Source organism: Amycolatopsis rubida (genome assembly GCF_900115345.1).
GTDB classification, from domain to species: domain Bacteria; phylum Actinomycetota; class Actinomycetes; order Mycobacteriales; family Pseudonocardiaceae; genus Amycolatopsis; species Amycolatopsis rubida.
Window position 1 is genome coordinate 1 of record NZ_FOWC01000023.1, and the last position, 23,892, is coordinate 23,892.

The following is a 23,892-nucleotide window of genomic DNA, read 5'->3' on the forward strand; positions in this document are numbered from 1 at the left end:
CCACTACAACTACCATCGACCACACACTGCCGCCGGAAACCAACCACCAGTCACCCGGCTCCATGCCGGCGTCACCAACGTCATGGCCTCATACACCTAGAGCGTCAACGCCGCGAGTTGGCAGCGATGTGGGGCACGCCGGGCACGTTGACGTCGGGTGAGTGGCAGGAAGCGCGGGACGCGATCGCGGCGAATGAGCAGCGTTTGCGCACGGAGCATGCGACGTTGCCGCCCAAAGCGGTGGACGTGGACATTGAGGCTGTGCGCCGGGCGTGGCCGGACATGACGTTGGACGAACAGCGGGAGTTTCTGCGGATGTTCATCGAGAAGGTGACGGTGGTTCCTGCGCTCCCTGGTCGGCCTCGCGTCTATGACTCGGACCGGGTGAAAATCAAGTGGCGGAACTTGCGGCAGACCACGGCGGCGGAAGACTCCGATTGAGCCGCCAGCGGTGCAGACCAGACGACAGAGCCCCGGCAACCCATGGGTTGCCGGGGCTCTGCTGTGTTCAGGGTTGCTTGTCGGGCGTGGGGGTAGCTGCCTTGCCTGTCTGGTCATGGGGCCGTCCGGTCTGACGTGCTAGGGCTAGCCGCACGATGCGCGCAGCTCGCCCGAGCGTGATGGGATCGTCAAGGGCGCGGGTCGAGGGGGTCTGTCCGGGGGCGACCGTGCGGGCTGGCTTGTCCGTCATCGGCGCTTTGCCTCCGTCCTCCCGTCATCGGGGAGGGAGTACGAGCGCGCGGTCTCTCCGCTCTGTTTCTCGGGTTTTTGGGGGGTGTTCCGGCGGGTGCTCTCGCGCCTCCCTGGACTGGGTTTGCGCTGGTCAGCCCGGGGAGTTTTACTCAGGGAGGGGTCAGGGAGAACTCCCTGACTCCCTGATGGCTCCCTGCCTGCCTCCCTGTCCCCGGCAGCGAGCGCGGCGGCGGCGGCGACGTCGGCGGCCCGGATGACCATCACTCCGTCGGACTTGCCTGGCGCGATGCCGTGTCCAGCCAACGCGGCGGTAAGGTCAGACAGGGTCCATCCGTCGTACTCGTCCGGGTCGCGGGCGATGAGCCGCGCCAGCACGGTTTGTGTCCGGACTCGTTTCTCTCCGCCGATCACGTCGGCGATGTCGGCGATGTGATTGGCCGGTTCCGGCGGTTCGTTCTCCTGTGCTGCGGTGAGGGCGACCGGCCGCCCGTGTTCGGCGAGCAAAGCCATGGCGCGGGCGATGACCGGGGTCACCAGGTCGGTTCCGTCCTCAAAGGTGATGTAGAAGGTGCGGACCAGTTCCCATGCCGCGTCGGTGATGCCGACCGCGACGCAGGTTCCCCGGTCGGTTTTCATCCGCAGTTCGGTTGCGCGGATGCCCGCGCGGTACCGGCCCGCGCCCAAGAGCCCGTCATTGGCGATGTGGTCGGCCACGGCGAACGCGACTCCGCAGGAGACGTTGCGGGTGATCTCCTTGGGAATGCTGTCTTTCGTCGGCGATTGGGTGGCCAGCAGGAGAATGATTCCGTACTTTCGGCCGCGTTTGATCAACCGCACGGCTAGTTCTTCGGCTTGCTTCCCGTGTTTCTTGTGCTGGAACAGTTCGTGACACTCGTCGATGGCGAGGATGAGCGGATGCAGGCCCAACGCGGCGCGGTCGGCGAGTTTGCGGGAGACCTTCGGCGGCTGCCCCGGCTGGGCGCCGAGTGTCCGGCCGCGCCGTTCCATCTCCTCTGTGAGGTCTCTCAGCGCCGCCACGGCGTCGGCGGCCACTGAGTCGTCCATTCCCATCCGGTAGCGGCTCAGGCGCGGTTTCAGGGGCTCGAAATCGGGACTCTCGCCCATCACGAACACCCACAGTTCGGCGGTGGGGTCCAGCGCGGCGCCGAGCAGCAGTGTCCGCATCGCCGAGGTCTTGCCCTGACCGGGCCGTCCGCCGATGAGCCAGTTGGCTTCCAGCAAGGGCGCGTTCACGATCAGGCCGCGCTGAGTGAGCCCGAACGGCACACCCTCGAACACGTCCACGCTGCCCTCGTGCAACAGCGGCCAGTCGCCCGCGCCGCCTTGCAACGTGCCCTTGTCGGCGACCCACAGGTCAAGCACTCCGTCTTCGTCGCCTTTGGTGGGCCAGGTTTCCAGCGACGCACGGCCGAGGTTCGCCGCCAGCGTGGGGCGGCGGTCGGCGACCATGTCGGCGGTCACCCCGAGCGGCAGGCGGATGCGGGCGGCGGTGCCGTCCCCGTCCTTGCGCGCCGGGGTGAGGTAGACTAGTTCCCCGCCGTTCTTGAAGAACGCGTTCATCGGGGCGATACCGAGATGCGCCAGCGCCCGGGAGATCATCCGTTCGTCCACCCAGGAATCCGCGTCGTCCCGGTCCGGCTGGGTAAGCCAGCCCGCGCCGGGGGCGCGGTCGCGTCCTTCCCACACCGCCGCCACGGCCCAGCCGAGTGGGCCGAGCACCGCCAACCATCGCGCGGCAGTCACGAGGACCGTGCCGCACACGTCGCGCACGTCGTACACCGTGGCCAGCCATCGGGGCATGGCCGCCCGGTCGAACAACATGTTCGTCAGGGCCAGCAGGACCAGGACCACGGTGAGCGCGGCCGAACCGATCAGGACCCGGCGCAGGCCGATGCCGAGTTTCGTCCATCGTGCTTTGGCGTCGGCGCGGATGGTTTCCTGCGCTTCCCGCCGCGCTTGCGCGTCTCCGGACATCCGGGCTTGGCGCGCGTCGCTGCGGAGATCGGCGTAGGTCGCCCATGTCCAGACTTTGGCGATCCATCGGCCGTGGCCGCGCAGCAGGAACCACAACAGCCGCGCCAGATCACGCGGGAGCTTCCGCGCCCGGTAGGCCAGCAGGCCCCGCCAGCGCGCCACCCGGCCGGACTGCCGGACCCGGCCGATGAGGCGCCCGGTGCACTCGATGAACACCCGCCGCACCACCGCAACCGGCCGCCGGTCCGCCGTCGCTCCGTTCTGATCGGCACCGGTCACGATCTCGCCGTCGTACACCTTCGGCACCAGCTCGCCCCCGCGCTTGCGCGGATCCTCGGGCGTGCTCATCGCGCACCCCCGTCCTCGTCGGCAGTGAGGGCGGCGGCCAGCCGGGAGGACAGGCCGCGCGAACACCCGGTGACCTCCCGCACCCACGCGGGGGTGACGGGCGTCTCCGGCGACCCGGCCGCGCGTGCCTCGCGGGCTACGGCGAGGTATTCGGCGAACGAGGTCCGGCGCCGACGGCCGGACGCGGCGCCCGCCGAAACGCCCTGGTCAGAGGCGGGTTTTTCCGGCCCGTCCGCGGCCGGCGACCGCACCGCGGAACTCGCCGGCATTGGTCCGATCGTGGCCGGTTCCGGCTGGCCAGCGGCCCCGGCGAACGCCGCCGGTTCCGGTGCCGACAAGCGCCCCGCCGACACCGCCGACATGGCCGCCGCCGACTGGGCCGCGCCGAGCTTGTCGCGGAGGTCGGTCACCGCTTCGGCGGCGACAAACACCACCAGCGGCGGCACCGAGTGCAGCACCACCCCGGCCGGACTCCCGGCCGTGAACGCCTCCCAGGTGTTCATGACGTAGGTGGCGGTGAGCGTGAACCACTTCGCCGCCCGCACCCACCGGCCCGTCCGGACTCCGTGCCGTGCGGTCACCTGTTCCGCCCGCAGGATCGACAGCAGCACCACCGACACCATCGGATCGAGCAGCCACGCCGTGCACCACGGCAGCGACCACACCGCCGCACCGTTCGCGGCGAACTGCTGAACGTTGGTCATCGTGAACGCCAACCCCAGCAGCACCCCCGCCCAGCACAACCGATCCACCTGCACGGCAACCCGTTCGACCGATTCAGCACCGTGGACAGTCATCGGCGACCACCCCGCCGTGCCTCCCGCCGGAAGTCCACAGTGGTCACCGTGAGCGCCCGGACCAGCGTGTAGGAGCTGAAAAGCGCGGGCAGGCCCAGCGCCGCGACCCGCAGCAGCCACGGCGCCCCGGGATAGGTGAACGCCAGCCACTGCACACCGGTCAGCACCACCGCACCGGCCACGACACGGCCCGTCAAGGACAGCAGCCGGGCACTGGCCCGCGCCGCGTCCGCCGCCCGGCGGGCACGCCGCGCCGAAGCACGCCACACCCACAACACCAGCAGCGCCACCCCGAGCGCCGCGAACAACACGTTCGGCGAGACGTTCATGAACGGCCCCCGTCCCGCCGTTCACACCACGCGAGGCAGGCCGCGCGCCGGTCGTCTTCGGCCAGCCCGCCCCACACCCCGAGCGTTGCGAATCCGGCCGTACGGAATTCCAGTTCCAGGCAGGCATCCTGAACTGGGCAGCCCACGCAGATCTGCGCGGCGGCTGAGCGGTCAGGCGAATCCGTGCCGATGACTTCCGGTTCCGCCGGATCACCGGAGGGCCACATGCACGCCCCGTCACGAGTGACCAGAGTGGACAGAACTTCGGTCGGCACAGCCTCCAAGTAGTCGAGCCGAGCGGCAATGACCGCATAAAAATCGTTGACAGGATTGGCGTTCATCGCTGCCCCCCGTCGCCAGGGGCGGGCAGCAGCAGAGCAACGGCATGAGCGGGCACGACCAGCCGACCGCGACGGCGAACCGCAGGCAGCACGCCCACCCGGATCAACCGGCACACCTCGGCCTCGCCGACACCCAGAACCCAGCCGACCTCGCGGATAGAGAAGAAGCCCGTAGAAACCGGGCGGGAAACATGTTCAGACATAGTTTTGGTTCCTTTGACTTGGGTTTCCGGCCCGCTTCTGCGAGCCGTGAAACCAGTAAGCCGCCGAACCAAAAAAACAACTATGCGCGCACCGGAATACGGCTATGCGGATTCCGGAATAACCCCAGTTCCAGCCGCATATCCGCGCAGTTCCATATTCCCAGAAAGAATATTTTCCGCGCGATATTCCCCGCCGGAATGTTGATCTTCTCCGAGGTCGCCGCGGACAGGCCGCGGTGGCCCCGGATCATGACCTTGACATGCTGATATGCGGTGTCACGGGCACTTGCTGAACGCGACCACCTGACTGCCCTGCCCGCCGATCTGCTGCATGGTGAACACCCCGAACCGCGACGGCCCGGCGGTCGGCGGGTCGACGTTCACGCGGCACGCGTCGACGACCTTTCGCCCGCCCCCGATATCCGTCGTCGCCGACGCGTCGAGCACATATGCGCCGGTCGCATTCTGATACGCGATACCGCCGCGCACCCCGCCCGGCACCTGCCGCGAGAGAACGTCGATCGCGTGTTCGCACGTGTCCGCGCCGACCGACGCCGCGAAATCCCTGCCCGCCTGAGGCGCGAAGAAAAAGCACCCCCGTTCCGGGTGCGCGGTCGCGATCGCGCCCACCAGCGCGTGCACCAGATCCGCCCCGCTGCGCGGCAAGATCCCCGGATACGCGGCATCGTGCGCCGCGTCGAGGTCGCGCTGCTGCTGCTCCGCCCGCTGCGCCGCGTCCACGCGCCAGCCGACCACCCCGGCCGCGACCAACCCCAGCCCGGCCGCCAGCGCCGCCGCCGCCTGCCAGCCGCGCATCGGCCGCCCCAGCCCCGGCACAGGCAGCCTCCCTGCCCGGACCCGGCGAATAGGCGCGGTCACCTCCGCCGGACCTTCCGGCGGCACCACCGCCGCCTGAGAAGCCCTCAGCGCGGGCGAGCGCCACGCCGGGCCGGTCGGTGCCGCCCGATGCGTCCGCAGCGTCCATAGCCACCACACGCCCACCGCGAGAACGATCCCGCCGACCGCCAGCGCCCACCCCCACAACGGCACCGCCGACAACCACCACACATCCGCCGCCGCCAGTCCGGCCGCCAGCGCCCCCGGGACGCCGCGCCCCGATCATCGCGGCCACCACCAGCACCCCCGCCGCCAGCAGCCACGGCCACCAATCGCCGCTCGCACGCCACAGAACGAGCGCCGCCGCACCCGCGACCGCCAGCGCGGCCCACTCGCCCCTGCTGGGTTTCCGACCCTGCCCCCGCCGTGTGATCGTCATGAAACCCACGGTAACCCTTACCGGCCTTGACCTGCCGTTATGCGGGGCCGCGCATGCTCCATGCGAGATCCGACATAGACGCCTCGCGTCCTCGCGCCCGACTGTTGCCACTGACCCCGCACTGGCAACCAGGAAAGGCAGGATCTCCGATGACCTACCGCGCCCGCCGCACGGTGATTCCCGCGTGATCCTCACCGCAGCGTTGGCCACTGGAATAGCGGTTGCCGCAGAAGGAAAGAACGCCGCCGCCGCATTGGTGGACCAAATCCTCGACATCGACCACACCGAGCAGGAAAGCGTGTTGTGCGTCGGTGAACAGGAATTCTACACCTCGAAGAAGAACGGACCCTTTCCCAATCACCAATTCCTGGTCAGCGTCTCCACCGTGTACGCACTTGCCGCGCTGACCTACCGGGACCACGACGACCCGGTGATGCCCATCGCCAATTCCTACAATTCAGAGCGACCACTCCCCGAGTTGGACCTTATCTGCGACGGCGAAACCGGCGCGGTGTTTCCCCGGACCGCGCTGATCCCTGTGTCGCTCGCACGGATGGGACTTCTCGAATGGCTTGACACCTGGAAGCGTCCCGCGTGCATCGAATGGAGACCTTGCAAGGTTTAGCGACGGGAAACAGAAGCGAGCGGAGCGGAATCATGAACGAGACTGGATCGGCGGCGGTTCTCGACAGTCCACGGACTGTGCGGACTGTGCCGCACGCCTACGGCTACATGCGAGTACCGCGCGACGTGGAGGACGAGAAAGTCAAGCTGCTCGAAGACCAGACAGTCGCATACGCCGAACGATCCGGACTGCACTTCGTCCGATTCTTTTTCGAATTCCATTGCGGCTCCCACGAAGCTTTCGAGGAACTGATCGCCGAACTGATCCGCGCCGACGCGCACCACGTGGTAGTGCCGAGCCTTCGCCACCTCGCCCAAAACGGCCTCCTGCAAGACCAGATGCTGGAACGCCTGGAATTTTCCGCCCGCGCACAAGTTCTCGCAATGCGGCTAAGGACAGCAATTGAGTGACAAGAACCAGCCCAAGCCCGACCCGGAATCAGCCAAACCCGCACCGCCCAAAGCGGCCAAAGCACCCGCACGACCGCCGACCAAAGCGGAATCGCAAGCGGCCGCAGCGGCCATGCACGCCCTCCACGAAGGAAATATCCAGCAAGCGAAGCTTCTCGGAAAAATCCTGAAGATGACGCAAGAAGACAACGACAACGACGCGCAGAAAGAATAGACGAGCGGCCATGGACAACGAAACCAAGGCGCTCATCGAATCGCTTCGCGCGGTGAGCGCCCACGCGGAACCTGTAGCCAATGATTTGATGCTCGGCACAATGACGCCCGAGAGGCAACGCGATTACGCAGGCATGCTCGGGGAGCTTTCCCAACTTCTCCAAGACCATGCCGAATTTCGGGAAAGGTCCGAGAGTGCGGTTCAGGCTCGCCCGCCGTCCCGGCGACATCCGCCCGAAATCCAATGAATGGCTGGGGGTTGTTCTCGCTGGCAGTGATAGCGGTGCCCCTGGTCGCTTTCGGCACCTGGATGCTCAGCGAACATGCAAGCGGCCGCAGGCGACGCAAATTCCTCCGGCGCTACAGCTCTCGTTCCGTAGCAGGAATCCACAATCGAATCGACCAGGAAACCGCCAGCGAGACAACCCGGCCCATCCCCAAAATCCGACCCGGGACATTAACACCCGACCCGCTTCAGAACGGCACTCTCTCCGGCCGACTTCCTCTCCCGATTACCACGCGACGCTTCGCGCGTCGACACACACCTGGAGCACCGTTGCGCTAAAGCTTGCGCACATGACGGTCCCGTGAACCTGAAAATAAAGCCGAATGCATGAACTGGACTCCGACCTCAATCCACTTTTGCTCGTGCGGCCGCGCCTCCTGATGCTCTGCGGTTTGAGTGACGGCGAATGGCGCGGCGCAACCGAGTTGGCACGACTTGCCGACGTGCCCATCTCCACCATTGCGATGCATGCCCGCACATTAAAGGACGTGGGATTCCTCTCCACAAATGTCAAATACATCCGCGCACATAATCTGACCGATCTCTATGTCCGCATCACAGCACCCGGTAACGAGGCTATGTGCGAACATATCGCGGCGCTCGAACGCCTACTGGGGGCGGCGACGTCTCTGACAATAGATATACGACAGGCGAAATCTTATTACGTCTTCAAGGTGCACAAAAGCGACGGGTCGGCGATCTTCATCGGACGCAAGCAGATAATTTATGCCGAAGCGTTCGAAAATACCACCCGAGTAGTGACACCTGACGGTACGCATGTCATGCCGGGGCGAGTGTCCTTGGCGACGCTTCAGGCACTGTACCCCGACTTAATCCGCGTGCACCGTCGCTACATTGTCGCCGTGGATGCAATTCGCGGGCTCTATCAAAACTCTGACAAGACCCATCGATTAGAGACGGATATGGGACCGGTTCCCGTAAGCCGACGGGGTGTAGCCGTGGCCCGTGAAGCCCTGGCGCGCGACCGCTCATAGCATGCGTGTGGCCGCTCATAGCGTCGGCCGAGTGCTAGCCTTAGAGCGTGGCTGATTCGACAGGTGACAATACTGCGGCAGCGGGCGAGAGCGAGTTCTCGCCCGCTGCAAGTCGTGCAACGCTGACCGCCGCTTGCCGTGAAGTTGGGTTCAATCCAGCCGACGCGGAACTTATCCGACTGGGTGAGAATGCCATATATCGTCTCTCAGATACCCCAGTAGTGGTTCGGATTGCTCGTACGATGGATTACTGGAGCCAAGTTCAGAACGAAGTACTTGTCTCGAAGTGGCTTAGCGATTTTGAATTTCCGGCTGCTCGCGTTATCGCTAATTTGCCGCAGCCGATCGAGGCTCAGGGGCATCCGGTGACGTTCTGGGAGTTCATACCCGGTCGCGTCGCGAACCCGAACGAGGTAGCGACACTTGGAACGCTCTTGCGTCGATTTCATGATTTGCCCGAGCCGCGGAATTTGCCAGATCCGTCCAATTTTGAGCTTCCTTCCGCTGGCATTGAAAGTCGACTTGAGCGCAGGCTGGAAACATCACCGGCACCCGAGGCTGACAAGTCTTACATCCTCGCCAAGTTCCGGGATTTGCGGGATGCGTTCAATGGTCTCGATTGGAAGTTTGACAAGGCGCCGGTTCACGGTGATGGCCACATCCAAAACCTTATGATCTCCACTGACGGCTCTCCGGTCTTAATTGACTTTGAGCGGACGGGATGGGGGCATCCGGAGCTTGACCTAGCAGTGACGGCGACCGAGTACACCACAGCGAAATGGTGGACCGACGAGCAGTACGCCGACTTTGCCGATGCATATGGATATGACATCACCAGGTGGAGTGGATTCGACGTCGTTAGGCAGCTTCAAGAAATCAAAATGACGACTTGGATCATGCAGAATATAGACCACTCCGAGGACATAAAGAGGGAGTTCGATGTCAGGATGCACACTATTCGCACCGGCGAAGTTGGGGATGCGTGGAGTCCGCGCTAGCCGAGTAGCTTCATGGCCGGATAGTGGCGGTTTAGCGCCTCGGATATCTGAGCACCCAGTTTCGCATCCGCCGCAGTCAATGCGCCGTAGAAGTCTGTGATGTACTTGACATAGCGGGCGGACTGCAAAGATACCCCGAGCGATATCGCTTCGGAGGCTAATGAGGCGGCCTGCTCCGCATCGCCGCCCGCCAGCACGCCAGACGCGGCCACGAGTCGCATAAAGCCGAGAGTCCTCGGAGGCGTGTACTCCGGGTCGAGGGCAATATTAGCGAATTCGCGGGCTTTCTCAGCATTCCCTAGGTCTCTAAAACCGTGCGCGGCCTCGCTGGCTATCTCCTGTTCGTTGAAGTATGAAGACCACGCTGGATCACTCTCGATGTTGCGGGATTCATGAAGCTGTTCCGCCCGATGCATTGCCTTGGCAAATCCCGGGGCATCGCCCTTGCTGGCTAGTGCACGAGCTTCCATGGAGACCAGCATTGCCATAACCGTGTTGCTTGCAGTGCCCGATGCGACGTTCTGAGCATCTCTGGCAAGCTTTAAAGCCGTGTCGAACTGTTCTAGGAAGTTCGCTTGATGGGAGAGGTTAGAAAGTAGCCGTCCCTGCATCGCAATATCTCCGGACTGTTTGGAAAGCTGCAAAGCCTTGATGAAGTAACGCTTCGCTTCTTCCTGTAGTCCAGCGTCGTATGCACTCCATCCAAGGAGTTGCAAGGTTTCTGCGGCAGCACCGAACACCTCACATTGCAGAGTTGAATCCGGATAGCTCCAACTCAGCAGCGGGGCAACTTCGTCCCTAAAGTAGTTCCGCAAGAGTCGCCGGACATGCCCGCCGCCGTGCTTGAAATCCATAGTCATGAGGTCGGACGTCATCTCGCGAATGGTGCCAGCCAGGGCGGAGAGTGGAACAGGCTCACGATCCTCGTAGAGGAATTCCTCGGCAAGGAGGTAGCTGTCAACCGTATCTAGCGCACTGAGGCCGGTTCCAATGAAATTCGCCGGTGCCGCTACAAGAAGATTATCTATCGTGCGCTGTGGTGATGTTCGGCGACTCTGGCCCGGAAAGTCCCACCAAAGCATGTGCTGCGGCAGGTGAAGCACCTGCGCATAGTGGGTCAGCGTCGTGATGTTCACCTCGCGCGGGCCGTTTTCAAGCCTGCTCACCTGGGCTTGGTTGATCCCGAGCCATTGGCCGATTATTTCTTGGTTGAGTGCCTTGCCGTAGAGCTTCAAGTGCTGCGGATGATGCCTATACGCCTTGAAGACTCTGCCGATGTGATGGCTATCAAATGCGGCACGAAGTTCTGGCGTTTCGAAAAAACTGTCATCAAGGTGAGGCGGCGTCCGCAGTCGGTCCCGCTGATCCCTGAGGCACCGCCCACATGTTTGAGCGGTGTTGTCCGCTGCCAGCGCAGAGCCACACCCCTGACAGCGTCGAACTGCGGAGTGCCCCCGTCGTGAACCCTGTGCACCCATCCTCTGCCCCTGAGTAGTGATCACCCTGCTGACCAGCGTACCTCTGTTAGCTGGGACATGTACGAGCCTTTACCGCGAGCCGCGTGCACAGTTGCGATCACGGCATGTGTGTGCGTCGCCTCTGGCTTCCTGTCGAGTCGGCTACGTCTTCATAACATCTGCCCTCGGGCACCGGCTGGAACAGCAGCGACGGCCGGTCCGGCGCTTTCAGCTCGACGTAGGTGAGTCCATGGCTGTCCCGCCACCGCTCGGCCCGCGGGTAGCCCAGCGCTTCCCGCCAGAATTCGGCGAGCGCGCCGGCGTCCCGGCAGTCGACGGTGACGGCGATCAGACGGCTGCTCATGCTCGGGGAGTTACCCGCGATCGGCCGCGGTTATGCCGGGACCTTGGCTGTCCAGAGCGGACAGTCAATGCGGATGGGCGAGCAGGGTGCCCAGACCCGGTCCGGCGGCCGGTCGGCCGAGAAGGGTGAGGCAGTGCCAGAGCGTCACCTGCGTCGCGGTCAGCACGGGTTTGCCCGCCCGGTTTTCGAGCTCGGCGAGCAGCGGCGCGGTGTGCAGCGCGGTCTCCGGGAGCAGCACGGCTTGGGCGTCCGAGGAGGCCGCGGAATCGACCAGGTCGCGGATGCGGGCGCTGTCCCACGTCGCCAGATCGCGGTCCGAACCGGCGTCGGCCGAGACGGCGTGCACGGTGGCGATGTCTTCCTCGGCAAGGAACGCCGAGAACGCGTCGGTGAGGTCGGGCGCGTACACCGAGGCGAGCGCGATCCGCTTGAGGCCGAGCCGGTGCGCGGCCGCGAGGAAGGCCAGCGACGTGCTGCTCGCCGGGACGTCCAGCGCGTCCGTCAGAGCGTCGGTCTGCGTCTTGGCCACGGCGACGCCGTCGATGAAACTGCAGCTCGTGCAGGCCCAGCTGACCACGCGCGGGGACGTCGTGAACTTCGCCGCCGTCCGGACCAGCCGGTCCGGCTCGCTCAGCTCGCGCACGGCGGTGTGGACGTTTTCCCGCTCGACCACGCGCCGGGCCCAGGGCACGTAGGCGAACTCCACGCCGGGCCGGGCGTCCAGGCATCCGGCCAGCGCGGTGAAGTCGTCTTCGGCGCAATCGCGAGTGGGATACAGCAGACCGATCATCTCGGGCAGTGTCGCATTCGTTCGCCCGGGCGGCAGAACTTCAGGAGCCGGGGCCGGAGCAGCTCTCGCCTGCGGGCGGGGCCTTGGCCGGGCGGGGCTCGCCCAAGTCGAGGTCCATCGCGCCGTCCTTCGGGGGACTCGTACCGCATCAGGGAGCAGGTCGTGCCGAAGCGCCCGAGGCAGATCGCCTTGCTGCCGTTCCGGTACCGCCCCGCCGGAGTGCCCGCCAGGTCGACGGGTTCGCCCGCATCGGCGGCGGTGCCCAGGAAGGCGTCGCAGTCCAGGAGGCTCTTCAACCTTGCGCCGCGACCGTGGAGCAGCGGAGCGTCCACCGACAGCCACCTGCCGTCCGTCGTCGACAGGGCTCCGGCGATCTTGGTCAGCGCGCGGGTGACGTTGATCCACATCCTGTCGCCGACGCGCACGAGCGACAGCGCCGCGCCGTCCTTCTCGATCGAGCCGCCTGCACTGTCGTGGTTGAGCCGCAGGTCGACCACGAGGCCGTCGGTGCTCGTGCCCTTGACGTGGACCGCCCTGGCCAGGCCCAGCTCGTTCGCGACGGTGTCGCCGACCGTCGCGGCGTCGGGCGGCGCGTCGAACTCGCGGCGGCGCTGACCGGCGGCAGGGCGGGACTGTCCCGGGGCCGGAACAGGCGGCGCACACGAGCGCGGCCGTGATGGCGCCGCAGCGCAGGAGGGGGCGGATCATGCGATTCCCGTTCGGACAGGCCCAGGACGCCCCCGGGCGCATCCGCTTATCGCCCGGCTCAGGGGTGCGTTACGGCTTGTCCGGTTTCGTCGCGTATCCGTGACTCGCGGCCTGGTCCACAGTGGACGAACCGGCCTCAGCTGGCCGCGCGCGTGGCGGCGAAACCGGGGTGCGGCAGCCGCTGCGGGCGGCCGTCCGGGTGATACTCGAAATGCCACCATTCGTTGTCGTACACGCGATACAGGCCGAACCGTCCACCGTGGACTTCGAGCCACTGCGCGCCTTCGCAGGGCCGCACGTCGAGCGCGACGCCTCGCACGTGCTGCGATTGCGCGGGCGGGAGCGTGAGGTGCAGGGCGAGTTCGTGCGACCCGGCGCGCTGGACCTCGGCGTGGAACAGGCCGGCCTGCGTCGCGGCGTCCCGGTGGCCGGACGTCAGGCCGAGCAGGATTCCGTGCCGCCACAAGGCTTCGGTGCGTGCCGCGGTGAACGCGGCGTACGTGCCGGGCGTGAGCCCGGCGAGGTTTTCGGCCGGATAGCGGGCCCCCAGCGCCCACTGGCACGCGACGTGCCGTGCCCGGCCCCGCGCGACCACCCACGCGACCGGCACGAAAAGCACCGCGAGCACGTGGGTGGCCACTCGGTAGATTCCGGTCACTGCAACGCCTTCACGACCGCGGCGGCGGCCCGCGCGATCAGCTTGTCGTCGGTCTTCGCGTCCTTCTGCCGGCGGTCGGACAGCACGGCGAGCACGATCGGCGCGCGGTGCGGCGGCCACAGCACGGCGATGTCGTTGCGCGTGGCGTAATCGGCGGATCCGGTCTTGTCCGCGACCTGCCAGTCCGCGGGCACGCCCGCGCGGATCACGTGCGCGCCGGTGGTGTTGGCGCGCATGATCTTGGTGAGCACGGCCTGCTTGTCCGCCGGGAGTCCCGAGTCGAGCGCGACGGCGCGCAGGTCCTTGGACCAGGCTCGCGGGGTGGTCGTGTCCCGGACGTCACCAGGGCTCGTCTCGTTGAGAGCGGGCTCGATGCGGTCCACGCGGGTGACCGTATCCCCCAGCCTGCGCAGCTCCGCGGCCAGCCCGGCGGGACCGCCGATCTCGCGGAACATGAGGTTATCCGCCGTGTTGTCGCTGTAACGCAGCGCAGCGTCGAGGACGCTCTGTAACGACATTTGCTCCCCGATGTGCTTCTCCGTAATCGGGGAATTGGGCACGAGATCGCTTTGCCGAATCGTGACCGTGCGGGTCAGATCATCCCCGCGGTGCAGGATCGCTGCCGCGTTGAACACCTTGTGCGTGGAGGCGTAGGCAAAGCGGTCGTCGGCGTGATAAGCGACCTCGCGGCCGTCGCCGGTGTCGATCGCGTAGACGCCGAGCCGGGCGTCGAAAGCCTTCTCCAGTGCGGCGAAATCCGGCTGCGCGACCGTCTTGGCCGCGACTGGCGCGGCGGACTGCGCGGAACTCGCCGGGGCGTCCGGTGGTGCTGGTGCGGCACACGAGGCCAGCGCGACCAATGCGAACGAGGCCAGGGTCAGCCTGCGGAACACGGGGTTCTCCCTCCGAAGTCGATCAACTCCCCAGCAGCGTGCCCCCGGCGGGTTCATGCGGTCCAAGACACTTCTGTGCGAGTTGATGCGGATCTGGCATAAGCTCTGGTCGTGGACTTGGTCGGCTGCTGCAAGGCGTTCGTGAGCGTGACCGAAGCGGGGAGCTTCACCGGCGGCGCGGCGGTCGCGCAGATCCCGCAGCCGGTGGCGAGCCGCCGGATCGCCGCGCTGGAGCGGCACCTGGGGGAGCGGCTGTTCGACCGGTCGACCCGGCGCGCGCGGCTCACGCCGTTCGGCCGGGACCTGCTGCCGTCCGCGCAACGCCTGGTGCGGCTCGCCGAGGCGATGGAATCGGACGCGCAGCGCGCGCGCCGGCGGCCGTTGCGGCTGGCGGTCCCGGACACGTCGACCACCCGCGATCTCGCCGAACTCGAAGCGCAGGCGCGGACGGTGGAGGTCTTTCTGGAGTTCCGCGTCGCCGGGCCTGCGGAGCGGGCCGAGCTGGTGCGGACGCAGGAGGTGCGGGCCGCGCTGGTCGCGGTGCCGCCGGAGGACGGGGTGTGGACAGTGCCGCTCGGGCTGGCCAGCGAGGCCGAGCCGGAGGAAGCCGTGGTGCACCTGGAGACCCTGCGCGCGGGCCGGTCGCCCGGTGCGCGGCGCCGGGTGTGGGTCCAGCCGGAGGACGACGTGCCGCACGTCCGCGACCGGGTGTTCCGCGCCCGCGACGCGGCCGGGTTGCTTCCCGCGCAGGTCGAGGTCGCCGGGACGTTGACGACGGCCGCGGCGAGCGTGATCGGGTCGGCGGATCTGCTGTTGTGCTCGGCGGATCAGGCGCGCGAACTGGGGCTGGCGTGGCGTCCGGTGGGCGGCGTCCGGCTCGCGCGGGGGTACGACGTGGCCGCGGGGCTCGGCGACGACGTCGGCCGGGTGCGGACGCCGTTGCGCGCGGCGATAGCGCGGTGTCTCGGCGCGGATGTTGCGGCAGACTGACGCCGTGAACACTGAGGCGCTGCTGGCGCGGTTGCGGGACGAACTCGACGAGGGCGGGCTGCGCGGCTCGTTCCTCGTGCGCGATCTCGGCTCCGGCCGCGAGCTCGGGATCGAGCCCGACCTGGAGTTCGCGACCGCGTCGCTGGTCAAGGTCCCGCTCGTGGCGGTCACCGAGGACCGGATCCGGCGCGGCGAACTGGACGGCGCGCAGCAGGTGGAGGTCGAACCCGGCCGGGCCGAGAGCGCGGGGCCGACCGGGCTGGCGCGGTTCCGGCATCCGGCGCGGGTTTCGGTGGCGGACCTGATGTACCTGGCTTCCGCGATCAGCGACAGCGCGGCGGCCGACGAACTGTTCGCCCTCACCTCGCCCGCGGAGGTCACGCGGACGGTGCGGGATTGGGGCATCACCGGCATCTCGGTGCGGCATTCGCTGAGCGAGCTGAGCGACACGCCGGTGGAGCGGTTCGCCGCGGCCGACGTGCACCTCGCGCATTCGCTGGCGATCGGCGCGGTGACCGAGGGGCAGGGGCATCCGGTGCGGCAGCTGGATGTTTCGCGCGCGAGTTCGGGTTCGGCGCGCGCGTTCGCCGACTTGCTGACCGCGTTGTGGACCCCGTCGAAGATCGACCCGGACGTGTCCGCGCGGGTGCGGCAGCTGATGGGCGAAAACCTGCTGCGCCAACGGCTGGCGCCGGATTTCGCGTCCGATTCCGCGAAGTGGTCCTCGAAAACCGGGACGCTGGTGAACCTGCGGCACGAGATCGGGGTGGTGGAGCACTCGGACGGGCAGGCGTTCGCGGTCGCCGCGCTCACCGAGTCCCGGGTGCCCGCGGCGATTCAGCCGGAAGCGGAGATCCTGATGGCGCGGGTCGCGCGGTCGCTGCGGGACCGCTTGCGCGCTCGCGGATAGCGGGCCGGCCGGATCCGCCCTCGCGGCGAATCCGGCCGGTTCCCTCCCCTCAGGCCAGGCCCAGCAGCGTGAGGATGAGAACGATTCCGTGCGTCTGCATTTTCCCGCACCTCCCTCCCGGATCCAGGCACGGAAAACCCCGTCGCGAAATAGCGGTATTTCGCGGCTGATCGGGTTTCCGTGCTTCTCGGCGAACCGCCCGGAACGAGCGGCGTGCACCCAGAATGCGATCCGGGAAGGAGGGCGGAAAGGGGTTTCCTGTTTCCTCGGCGAGGAGGAAACACCTGCGGAGAGGTTCGGGAGGGGAACCCTGAAAGACTCTGATTCCCTCCAGGGTTCCCCTCGCAGACGTGGCCGGGGCGGCTAGCGGAGGGTGGGGTTTCCCCAGGCCAGCGCCGCCGGACGGGTCGTGCGGGCGGCCGGGCCCGCCGCGGGGCGGCGGATCTCCAGCCGCAGCCGCCGGACGCCGGTGACGTCGAGTTCGGTGTGCCGCGGGCTGCCGGCCGCGGAATGGTCGAGGTGGCGGATCTCCCCGTCGAGCCGGACGCAGAACTGCCCGATCTGGAAATCCGCGTCCTCGGCGTCGTCGAGCACTCCGGCGACCGCGGTGAAATGCGCGTAGGAGCCGCCGAGGTCGATCTCCGCGAATGCCCACGCCCCGGAAGTGGGCCCGGCGGTGCGCAAAACGACGCTGTGCTCGTAGCTGATCCCGTCGATCCGCGCTGAGCCGGCGGTGACGTCCGCGCTCTTCTCGCGCCACGGCAGTTCGGTCGCCGGCACCGGACCCGGTGCGGAATCCGTCGCCCCGCGCCAGATCCCGCGCACCGGACGCTCGTTCCGGCTGCGCCCGGTGATCGCGGAGACCAGACCGGCGACGCCGTCTTCGGTGAAATCCGGAATCCGGAAATGCGTGGTGGAATACGGGGTGAGAAACGCCGGGACGTCTTCGACGGAGGCGCCGGGCAGCACCACCGGCAGGATGCGGGTGGTCTCGCGCTCCAGGTCGCGGGTGAGCGCGTCACGCATGATCCGCGCCTCGAACTGGGAGCCGCGGCCCTCGTCGAAGGGCGCCTCGCCGTCCGCGCGCCGCCGGTAGTTCGGCGAGGCGATCACCAGCACGAAATCGGCGGCGCGGATGTTCCGGATCGCCCAGGCCGACCAGTCGAGCCGGGAGGCGTCGTCCCATTGGTCCAGCCGGACGTCGAGCCCGATCCGGGCGCGCAGGAAGGTGGCGAAGGTCCCGACCTGCCGGTAGTGCTCGGCGGCGGTGTCGTGGGCGTAGCTGATGAAGATCCGGGGCGGGGCGGGGGCGGACATCGGGCTCCTCGAATTCCGGCGGCGGCGACCGGTCCAGTCTCGGGTCCGGCCGGCGGCAACGGGTTTTCGGCCACAAAGTGTCCAGAATCTGTCCCTTGCCGGGGTCTTTCCCAAAGGTATCGTCGTGGTCCGAGTCCCGGATCGCCAGGACGCGGAAATCGACGGGGAGCGCTGTCCAGGTGTATCACTACGACGTTTTCATCAGTTACCTGCGCACCGCCGACCCGATCGCCCGGTGGGTGCGTAACCATTTCCATCCGCGGCTGTGCGAACTGCTGGACGGCAACCTCGACCGGGAGGTCCGAGTGTTCTTCGACGGGTCGGTGCGAGTCGGCGACCGCTGGCCGGACGAACTGCGCAATGCGCTGCAGCGCACAAGGATTCTCGTCCCGGTGGCATCCGGCCAGTACTTCTACAATGAGTGGTGCCTCGCCGAATGGGCATCGATGGCGCACCGCGAGAACCTCGTCGGCGGCGCACGCCCGGCAACGCTGATATACCCGGTTATCTACGCTGATTCGAAGAATTTCCCGCCGTTCGCGCATCAGCGCCGTTGGCAGAACCTGACCGATTGGAACCACCCGTACGAACATTTCCAGATTTCGCCCAAGTACATCGGTTTCCACGACAAGATGAACGAGGTCGCGCAGGAGCTGGAGGAATTGATCAGCGCGGCTCCTCCGTGGCAGCCGGGCTGGCCTGTGCTCACCCCGGTGCCGGACGACCCGCCGACCTCCCGCGTTCCGAAGTTCTGACCGATGACCGGCACCGTGATCACGTTCTACTCGTTCAAGGGCGGCGTCGGTCGCAGTTTCGCGCTGGCCAACATCGCTGTGCTGCTGGCGCGCTGGGGCCATCGCGTGCTGTGCGTCGACTGGGACCTCGAAGCGCCCGGCCTGAGCGACTATTTCCGGCCGATGCTGGACCGCGAGCCCGACGGCGGCGTAGTAGACCTCGTGACCGACTTCCGTGCCGGAACCGTGCGGCCGGACCGGCACATCCTCCGGCTGGCCCCGGGCGGCAATTCGCCCGGCACGCTCGATTTCCTCGCCGCCGGCCGCGACAGTACCGATTATCCCGCGCAGGTGCAGGGAATCGACTGGGAAAGCCTGTACGACGACCGGTTCGGCGCGTATCTCGAAAAGTGCCGGGACCACTGGACCGCGAACTACGATTACGTTCTCCTCGACAGCCGCACCGGGATCTCCGATGTCGGCGGCATCTGCGCGGCGCACCTGCCGGACCGGCTGGTCGTCCTCTACACCGCGAACCGGCAAAGTGTTCGCGGCGCCGTCGACATCGCGAAACGGGCCAACGTCGCCCGGAACGCCCTGCCCTACGACCGTCCGCAGCTGCCGGTGCTCCCGGTGCTCTCGCGGTTCGACACGCGCGAAGAGTACGACCGCTCGGAGAAATGGCGGAAGTTCTGCGTCGAGGAGACCAAAAGCCTGTTCGAATCCTGGCTGGACCAGGACGTCCTGCCGGAAGTGATGGCCCGGCACCTCACCCTGCCGTACGTGTCGTACTGGACCTTCGGCGAGCAGCTTCCAGTGCTGCACGAGGAAAGTCCCGGCGCGGACCAGGTCGGCTTCGCACTCGAAACGGTCGCCGCGGTGATCGCGCACTCCTTCGACCGCACCGAGCTGCTGGAAGAAAACCGCGACGCTTACGTGGCCGCGGTGCGCCCGCAGAAGAAGGATTTCGCCTACGACATCCAGGTGAGCATGCCGCGCTCGAACCTGACGGCTTCCCGCGCGGTGGCCGACGAACTCGAAAGACTCGGGATCCGGGTGGGGAAGTCGCTGTCGGGCGACCGATCCCGGCTCGGCCGCGCGGAAGCCGAGGCCCGGCACCTGTGCCTGGTGATCGACGGCAAGGCGAGCCGATGGCAATCGGCGGAGGCGGAGCTGTTCCTGCACCGCACGCTGGGACACGACCGCAAGCTGATCCTGGTGCTCACCGAGGGCACCGACCCCCGGGACCTCTCCGGCTATCTCGGCAGCGTGCGGTATCTGCAACTCGGCCCGATGAACGGAGCGCTGAAGGTCGCCCGCAGCCTCGCCGACGAGATCGGTGCCGGGCGGGCCCTGGTCGACACCGGTCAGGCCGATCTGGTTTCCCTGCTGCGGCAAGCTGAACACGCCCGGCTGCGCCCGGAGCTGTGGGACCTCGTTGGCGAATTCGCCAGCGAGATGCCGGGCGCGGTCGGAGCCGGGGACAGCGTGCGCGCACAGGAGCTCGGCGCGGACCTTGCCGTGCTGCTGCGCCCGCGCCGCGACGACGGCGCGATGCCGCCGCCGCTCACCGTCCGCGAAGCCCTGGCCTGGGCTCAGCAAGTGCTTGATGTGCGGGTGAACGGCGGCTAGCCGCGTTTCGCCCGGCTCGACCCCCAGTACGCCCCGTCCGCGCCCGCGGCCGGGGTACCCCGAGGAAGGACGGCGGATGCACGAACGACTGAGCCACAAGCAGTCCGCGGCGATGATCGCGCTGATGGTGCACGGCCGGGAGATGTCGAACCCGGAGCTGCGCAAAGTCGCGGGCTTCTCGCTCGACGGGAGGGACCGGCTGAAGCTCAACGAAAAGTACGTCAGCAGCGAGAAATCCGGGCGTGCGTTCGTGCACCGGCTCACCGACCCCGGCTGGGACTGGTGCGAGGAGGAACTGGCGGCGCTGACCCCGCCGGAGCCGGTGCGGAGCACGCTGACCGTGGTGGCTTACTTGGCGTTGCACGGGTTCTTCGAGTATCTGCGGTTGCACAACGTTTCGCTGAGGGCGGTGTTCGCGGGGAGTGATGCTCCGCAGGCGGTGGACCTGGAAGAGCTGATCAGGACTGCGTACCGGAAGCTCGCGCACGAGCCGCGCGATTGGGTAGGGCTGGCCGACCTCCGGCCTTTGCTCGGCGGCGTCGCGACGGCTGAGGTCGACGCGGTGCTCAAACAGCTGAGTCGTACCGGGCAAGCGCACTTGGTGCCCGAGTCGAACCGGAAGGCGCTCACCCCGGCGGACCGGGAGGCGGCCGTGCGCATCGGCGGTGAGGACAATCATCTGCTCTCGATCGAGGCGTCATGATCGAACACCTGGCTGTCCTGGCGACGCTGCGGTTCGACTGGGCGGACACGCCCGACCACGTGTGGCGTGATTCGCCGTACCACGTCGACGGCTTGCACCCAGAGGTGATGGCCGCGATCGACGTGGGCATTCGCGATGCGGCGGCGAGCGACGCACCGAGCCCGATCGGTCTGGTGATGCAGGGGCACAAGGGCGTCGGCAAGACCCATCTGCTCGGGATGGTCCGGCGGGCGGTCCATCGCGCCGGAGGGTACTTCTTCCTCAACGACCTCACTTCGGGCGACGCGTTCTGGGAAGACACCGCCGACGCCCTGCGCCGCGGCCTCCTGCGCGCGGACGCTTCCGGAGAACCGCAGGTGCGAGGTTTCCTGCGGCGTGTGTGCGAGCGCGGCGATGTGCCATGGGAAAGTGCCTCGGCCTTGCTGAGCGGACGCGGGCTGAGCCGAGCACACCTCGACGCGTTCGTGCTGGGGCTGCGCAAGCTCGATCGGCAGGTCGGGGTCGAATGCGCGGACACAGCCCGCGCGCTCGCTTTGTACGCTGCGGAGGACCTGACTCAGAACGATATCGGCGACGAGTATCTCGGCCGCTTCGAGGAAGCAAGGTCTGGTACTCGGCGCAAGTGGGGCATCCGGGCGAAGCCGAAGGCGTCGTTGGAGCAGGTTCACGACATCACGCGTCTGCTTGCGCTTACCGGCCCGCTCGTGATCGGCGTCGACCAGCTCGACACACTAGTGGCCCGGTCCGCTTTGCTCGCGAGGGAAATGCGGCAAAGACGAGAGGACGACTTGCTCGTCGCCCAGATCGCTGACGGGTTGATGGAGCTCCGCGAGGTCACCCGGCGGACCGTGACCGTTCTCGCCTGCCTGCCCGCGACGTGGACGCAGATCAAAGTCAAGGCCGCCGACACCGTCGGCGACAGGTTTCGGGAAACGACCACCCTCGGCCGGGTTCTGGACGCCAGGGTCGGCAAGCAGCTGGTCGAGCGCCGACTCGGGTTCGCTTACGCCGCAATGGATTTCATTCCGCCGCATGCCACCTGGCCGGTGGCGCCCGCTGCGTTCGACGAACCGTGGGAGGAATGCACCCCGCGTGAGATGCTGAAGCGGATCGGAGCGCACATCGAGGCGTGCGTACGCGCCGAACAGGTGCAGGAAATGACTTCCTTCGATCCGGACGTCCGCGCGGTGCTGCCGGCGCGTCCGGAACCGAAACCCGATCGCTTCACCGAACTGGACGAGTGGTTCGACCAGCTCCGGGCGGAGGCGGACCCGTCGGCGCTGCTCGACCACAAGGTTGAGGACGAGGTGATGCCCCGGCTGCTCTCGGCCGCCTTGCGCGGCTGGATCACCGAGGTCGGCGACGACGAGATGGAGTGGGACACCCGCGTCAGCGAGGACGAACTGCACGCCTGGCTCACCCATACCCTCGACGAGGCCAAGGATCTGGAAGAACACTGGGCGTTCCGCGCGATCTCGGCGAAGAACCCGATCGCCGTGCTCAGCCGGTTCCGGAAGGCCCGGTCCGCGGCGGGGCTGCGGGCGGGCGCGGGGAACCGGCATCTGGTGCTGATCCGGAACTCCTCGTGGTCCAAAGGGGAAAAGACCCAGGCCGAGCTCCAGGCGTTCGAAGCGGCCGGAGGGAGGCGGCTCAAGATGTCCGAAGCGGACGTCCGCACGTTCTGGGCGCTGGACGAGATGTTCGTCAAGGGCGGCCCGGACGTCCACGAGTGGCTCATCGACCGCAGGCCGGCCCGGCGCTCCCAGCTGCTGTCCGGAGTCCTGCCCGACGCCGCCGTGCGTTCCGGAGGCCCTGCGAAGCCCGCACCGCCGAGCCCGCTGCCCGCAAACGCGACGCCCGCTGCCCAGCCCTCCCTCTTCACCCCCTCGCCGACCCCGCGCCCGCACCGCACCGGAACCGCTCAAGCCCCTCGTTCCGACGGAACCCACCCGCCGCCCGAGGACTCCCTCACCCTCGGCGCCGAAGCCGGATCCGGCGAACCGATCCGCATCGAACTGTCCGCCCTGCGCAAGCACGCCGCCGTCTTCGCCGGTTCCGGGTCGGGGAAAACCGTGCTCCTGCGCCGGATCATCGAGGAATGCGCGCTGCTCGGCGTGTCGTCCATCGTGCTCGACCCGAACAACGACCTCGCCCGCCTCGGCGACCCGTGGCCGAGTCCGCCGAACGGCTGGGGGCCCGAAGACGCCGAACTCGCCGAGCGCTACTTCGAGGGCACCGACGTCGTCGTCTGGACACCGGGCCGGGCCGCCGGGCGGCCGCTCGGGTTCGAGCCGTTGCCGGACTTCGCGGGGGTGCTCGACGAAGAGGACGAGTTCTCCGCGGCAGTCGAGGTGGCGGTCGCCGCTCTCGCGCCGCAGGCCCGGCTCACCGGCAGCACCGCGAAGGCGGACATCGGCCTGGCCGTGCTGCGGCAGACGATCGTGCACCACGCCCGCACCGGGTCGCGGAGTCTGCCGGAGCTGATCGACGTCCTCGAAGATCTGCCCGAGGGCGTCACGAATCTCAACGGCGGCCGGAAGATCGCCGCCGAGGTCGCGGAGCTGCTCAAGGCCGCGATGGTCAACGACCCGCTGTTCGCCGGAGCCGGAACCCCGGTCGACCCGGCGTTGCTGCTCGCTCCGGCGGACGGCAAGCGGGCGCGGGTTTCGGTGATCAGTTTCGCCGGGCTGCCGGCCGAGGCGCAGCGGCGGAGTTTCGTGAACCAGCTGCAGATGGAGCTGTTCGCGTGGATCAAGCGGAATCCGGCGGGGGACCGGCCGCTGGGCGCGCTGTTCGTGATGGACGAGGCGCAGACGCTCGCGGCGTCCGGTTCGCTCACCGCGAGCACGCGCAGCACGATCGTGCTCGCGGCGCAGGCCCGGAAGTACGGGCTGGGGCTGCTGTTCGCGACGCAGGCGCCGAAGGGCCTGCACAACCAGATCGCCGGCAACGCGATGACGCAGTTCTTCGGGCGGCTCAACAGCCCGGCGCAGATCGCCGCGGCGAACGAGATGGCGCGGGCGAAGGGGAGTCCGGTGGCCGACATCTCGCGGCTGGAGCGGGCCCAGTTCTACGTGTCCGGCGAGGCGTTCGGGTTCCGGCGGGTGTCGACGCCGCTGTGCCTGAGCCACCACCCGGCGAGCCCGCTGCGCCTCGAAGAGGTGCTCGCGCGGGCCAGGGGCGGGCAGGGGTGAAACAGCGGCCCGGGCCCGGGATCCGTCCGGACC

General features: G+C 67.5%; 26 protein-coding genes and 1 pseudogene. 14 read left to right on the forward strand and 13 right to left on the reverse strand.

Going from position 1 to position 23,892, the window contains the following annotated elements:
• Both BM362_RS46670 and BM362_RS42985 read left to right on the forward strand, forming a co-directional pair.
• Nucleotides 1–100, forward strand: a pseudogene (locus BM362_RS46670) (IS481 family transposase); the annotation flags it as partial.
• A 26-nt stretch (nt 101–126) separates the two neighbouring features.
• Nucleotides 127–441, forward strand: coding sequence for a hypothetical protein (locus tag BM362_RS42985; protein WP_093577053.1), 315 nt, complete (start codon nt 127–129; stop codon nt 439–441).
• 246 nt (nt 442–687) lie between these two features.
• Here the strand turns inward: BM362_RS42985 and BM362_RS42990 are convergent, their stop codons facing one another.
• From BM362_RS42990 to BM362_RS43010, 6 genes are all read right to left on the reverse strand, one after another.
• Nucleotides 688–3,036 (reverse strand): FtsK/SpoIIIE domain-containing protein, encoded by a 2,349-nt coding sequence (locus BM362_RS42990; protein WP_093577054.1) that lies wholly within the window; start codon nt 3,034–3,036, stop codon nt 688–690.
• Nucleotides 3,033–3,833: a hypothetical protein gene (locus BM362_RS42995; protein WP_244287472.1), complete on the reverse strand. Its 801-nt coding sequence runs from the start codon at nt 3,831–3,833 to the stop codon at nt 3,033–3,035. The genes BM362_RS42990 and BM362_RS42995 overlap by 4 nt, the downstream gene beginning before the upstream one ends.
• Complete coding sequence (locus BM362_RS43000; protein WP_093577055.1) at nt 3,830–4,162, reverse strand: hypothetical protein; 333 nt, start codon at nt 4,160–4,162, stop codon at nt 3,830–3,832. The genes BM362_RS42995 and BM362_RS43000 overlap by 4 nt, the downstream gene beginning before the upstream one ends.
• A complete protein-coding gene (locus BM362_RS43005) occupies nt 4,159–4,503 on the reverse strand; it encodes a WhiB family transcriptional regulator (RefSeq protein ID WP_093577056.1) in 345 nt (114 codons plus the stop codon). Before BM362_RS43005 ends, BM362_RS43000 begins: the two co-directional genes overlap by 4 nt.
• A complete protein-coding gene (locus BM362_RS46675; protein ID WP_107309596.1) occupies nt 4,500–4,706 on the reverse strand; it encodes a helix-turn-helix domain-containing protein in 207 nt (68 codons plus the stop codon). Before BM362_RS46675 ends, BM362_RS43005 begins: the two co-directional genes overlap by 4 nt.
• Nucleotides 4,707–4,982: 276 nt before the next feature.
• On the reverse strand, nt 4,983–5,756 hold the full coding sequence (locus BM362_RS43010; RefSeq protein ID WP_143132634.1) for a hypothetical protein: 774 nt from the start codon (nt 5,754–5,756) through the stop codon (nt 4,983–4,985).
• 410 nt (nt 5,757–6,166) lie between these two features.
• On the opposite strand from BM362_RS43010, the gene BM362_RS43015 reads away from it, so the two are divergent.
• The 6 genes from BM362_RS43015 to BM362_RS43030 all read left to right on the forward strand — a co-directional run bounded on the left by BM362_RS43015 (nt 6,167) and on the right by BM362_RS43030 (nt 9,509).
• On the forward strand, nt 6,167–6,607 hold the full coding sequence (locus BM362_RS43015; RefSeq protein ID WP_167545662.1) for an Imm1 family immunity protein: 441 nt from the start codon (nt 6,167–6,169) through the stop codon (nt 6,605–6,607).
• A gap of 86 nt (nt 6,608–6,693) precedes the next feature.
• Nucleotides 6,694–7,017 (forward strand): recombinase family protein, encoded by a 324-nt coding sequence (locus BM362_RS43020; RefSeq protein WP_208865513.1) that lies wholly within the window; start codon nt 6,694–6,696, stop codon nt 7,015–7,017.
• Nucleotides 7,010–7,231 carry a hypothetical protein gene (locus tag BM362_RS47150; RefSeq protein WP_143132636.1) on the forward strand — a complete coding sequence of 74 codons (222 nt, stop codon included), beginning with the start codon at nt 7,010–7,012 and terminating at the stop codon, nt 7,229–7,231. The genes BM362_RS43020 and BM362_RS47150 overlap by 8 nt, the downstream gene beginning before the upstream one ends.
• Nucleotides 7,232–7,241: 10 nt before the next feature.
• The gene (locus BM362_RS47155) at nt 7,242–7,478 is read left to right on the forward strand and encodes a hypothetical protein (protein WP_143132637.1); all 237 of its coding nucleotides are present in this window, start codon (nt 7,242–7,244) and stop codon (nt 7,476–7,478) included.
• Between the two features lie 361 nt (nt 7,479–7,839).
• A complete protein-coding gene (locus tag BM362_RS43025; protein WP_093577059.1) occupies nt 7,840–8,511 on the forward strand; it encodes a LytTR family DNA-binding domain-containing protein in 672 nt (223 codons plus the stop codon).
• A 47-nt stretch (nt 8,512–8,558) separates the two neighbouring features.
• Nucleotides 8,559–9,509, forward strand: coding sequence for a phosphotransferase enzyme family protein (locus tag BM362_RS43030; protein ID WP_093577060.1), 951 nt, complete (start codon nt 8,559–8,561; stop codon nt 9,507–9,509).
• Here the strand turns inward: BM362_RS43030 and BM362_RS47160 are convergent.
• The 6 genes from BM362_RS47160 to bla all read right to left on the reverse strand — a co-directional run bounded on the left by BM362_RS47160 (nt 9,506) and on the right by bla (nt 14,379).
• On the reverse strand, nt 9,506–10,744 hold the full coding sequence (locus tag BM362_RS47160) for a helix-turn-helix domain-containing protein (RefSeq protein WP_143132638.1): 1,239 nt from the start codon (nt 10,742–10,744) through the stop codon (nt 9,506–9,508). The genes BM362_RS43030 and BM362_RS47160 overlap by 4 nt on opposite strands.
• Nucleotides 10,745–11,084: 340 nt before the next feature.
• Entirely contained in the window at nt 11,085–11,330 is a 246-nt protein-coding gene (locus tag BM362_RS43040) for a VOC family protein (RefSeq protein WP_167545663.1), read from the reverse strand.
• 64 nt (nt 11,331–11,394) lie between these two features.
• Nucleotides 11,395–12,120 (reverse strand): maleate cis-trans isomerase family protein, encoded by a 726-nt coding sequence (locus BM362_RS43045; protein ID WP_093577062.1) that lies wholly within the window; start codon nt 12,118–12,120, stop codon nt 11,395–11,397.
• Complete coding sequence (locus BM362_RS43050; RefSeq protein WP_208865514.1) at nt 12,117–12,617, reverse strand: hypothetical protein; 501 nt, start codon at nt 12,615–12,617, stop codon at nt 12,117–12,119. The genes BM362_RS43045 and BM362_RS43050 overlap by 4 nt, the downstream gene beginning before the upstream one ends.
• 347 nt (nt 12,618–12,964) lie before the next feature.
• A complete protein-coding gene (locus tag BM362_RS43055; protein ID WP_067576371.1) occupies nt 12,965–13,486 on the reverse strand; it encodes a D-alanyl-D-alanine carboxypeptidase family protein in 522 nt (173 codons plus the stop codon).
• Nucleotides 13,483–14,379: a class A beta-lactamase gene (gene bla, locus BM362_RS43060; RefSeq protein ID WP_093577063.1), complete on the reverse strand. Its 897-nt coding sequence runs from the start codon at nt 14,377–14,379 to the stop codon at nt 13,483–13,485. Before bla ends, BM362_RS43055 begins: the two co-directional genes overlap by 4 nt.
• A gap of 105 nt (nt 14,380–14,484) precedes the next feature.
• On the opposite strand from bla, the gene BM362_RS43065 reads away from it, so the two are divergent.
• Together BM362_RS43065 and BM362_RS43070 are read left to right on the forward strand one after the other, a co-directional pair.
• Nucleotides 14,485–15,369: a LysR family transcriptional regulator gene (locus BM362_RS43065; protein WP_067576373.1), complete on the forward strand. Its 885-nt coding sequence runs from the start codon at nt 14,485–14,487 to the stop codon at nt 15,367–15,369.
• Nucleotides 15,370–15,373: 4 nt separating this feature from the next.
• Nucleotides 15,374–16,279, forward strand: coding sequence for a serine hydrolase (locus BM362_RS43070; RefSeq protein WP_093577107.1), 906 nt, complete (start codon nt 15,374–15,376; stop codon nt 16,277–16,279).
• A gap of 363 nt (nt 16,280–16,642) precedes the next feature.
• On the opposite strand, the gene BM362_RS43075 is transcribed toward BM362_RS43070, so the two are convergent.
• Complete coding sequence (locus BM362_RS43075; protein ID WP_067576374.1) at nt 16,643–17,596, reverse strand: SEFIR domain-containing protein; 954 nt, start codon at nt 17,594–17,596, stop codon at nt 16,643–16,645.
• Between the two features lie 179 nt (nt 17,597–17,775).
• Here BM362_RS43075 and BM362_RS43080 point away from each other — a divergent pair, with 179 nt between their 5' ends.
• From BM362_RS43080 to BM362_RS43095, 4 genes are all read left to right on the forward strand, one after another.
• Nucleotides 17,776–18,351: a TIR domain-containing protein gene (locus tag BM362_RS43080; RefSeq protein ID WP_093577065.1), complete on the forward strand. Its 576-nt coding sequence runs from the start codon at nt 17,776–17,778 to the stop codon at nt 18,349–18,351.
• 3 nt (nt 18,352–18,354) lie between these two features.
• Nucleotides 18,355–19,962, forward strand: coding sequence for a KGGVGR-motif variant AAA ATPase (locus tag BM362_RS43085; protein ID WP_067576376.1), 1,608 nt, complete (start codon nt 18,355–18,357; stop codon nt 19,960–19,962).
• Nucleotides 19,963–20,038: 76 nt separating this feature from the next.
• Complete coding sequence (locus BM362_RS43090) at nt 20,039–20,665, forward strand: hypothetical protein (RefSeq protein ID WP_067576377.1); 627 nt, start codon at nt 20,039–20,041, stop codon at nt 20,663–20,665.
• Nucleotides 20,662–23,859 carry an ATP-binding protein gene (locus BM362_RS43095; RefSeq protein WP_093577066.1) on the forward strand — a complete coding sequence of 1,066 codons (3,198 nt, stop codon included), beginning with the start codon at nt 20,662–20,664 and terminating at the stop codon, nt 23,857–23,859. The genes BM362_RS43090 and BM362_RS43095 overlap by 4 nt, the downstream gene beginning before the upstream one ends.
• Nucleotides 23,860–23,892: the final 33 nt, after the last annotated feature.

Coding starts and splice junctions, on each gene's coding strand:
- BM362_RS43000 (WP_093577055.1), bottom strand. CDS start 4,162: ATGAACGTCTCGCCGAACGTGTTGTTCGCGGCGCTCGGGGTGGCGCTG.
- BM362_RS46675 (WP_107309596.1), bottom strand. CDS start 4,706: ATGTCTGAACATGTTTCCCGCCCGGTTTCTACGGGCTTCTTCTCTATC.
- BM362_RS43095 (WP_093577066.1), top strand. CDS start 20,662: ATGATCGAACACCTGGCTGTCCTGGCGACGCTGCGGTTCGACTGGGCG.
- BM362_RS43085 (WP_067576376.1), top strand. CDS start 18,355: ATGACCGGCACCGTGATCACGTTCTACTCGTTCAAGGGCGGCGTCGGT.
- BM362_RS42995 (WP_244287472.1), bottom strand. CDS start 3,833: ATGACTGTCCACGGTGCTGAATCGGTCGAACGGGTTGCCGTGCAGGTG.
- BM362_RS42985 (WP_093577053.1), top strand. CDS start 127: ATGTGGGGCACGCCGGGCACGTTGACGTCGGGTGAGTGGCAGGAAGCG.
- BM362_RS43040 (WP_167545663.1), bottom strand. CDS start 11,330: ATGAGCAGCCGTCTGATCGCCGTCACCGTCGACTGCCGGGACGCCGGC.
- BM362_RS43005 (WP_093577056.1), bottom strand. CDS start 4,503: ATGAACGCCAATCCTGTCAACGATTTTTATGCGGTCATTGCCGCTCGG.
- BM362_RS43075 (WP_067576374.1), bottom strand. CDS start 17,596: ATGTCCGCCCCCGCCCCGCCCCGGATCTTCATCAGCTACGCCCACGAC.
- BM362_RS42990 (WP_093577054.1), bottom strand. CDS start 3,036: ATGAGCACGCCCGAGGATCCGCGCAAGCGCGGGGGCGAGCTGGTGCCG.
- BM362_RS43045 (WP_093577062.1), bottom strand. CDS start 12,120: ATGATCGGTCTGCTGTATCCCACTCGCGATTGCGCCGAAGACGACTTC.
- BM362_RS43025 (WP_093577059.1), top strand. CDS start 7,840: ATGCATGAACTGGACTCCGACCTCAATCCACTTTTGCTCGTGCGGCCG.
- BM362_RS47155 (WP_143132637.1), top strand. CDS start 7,242: ATGGACAACGAAACCAAGGCGCTCATCGAATCGCTTCGCGCGGTGAGC.
- BM362_RS43090 (WP_067576377.1), top strand. CDS start 20,039: ATGCACGAACGACTGAGCCACAAGCAGTCCGCGGCGATGATCGCGCTG.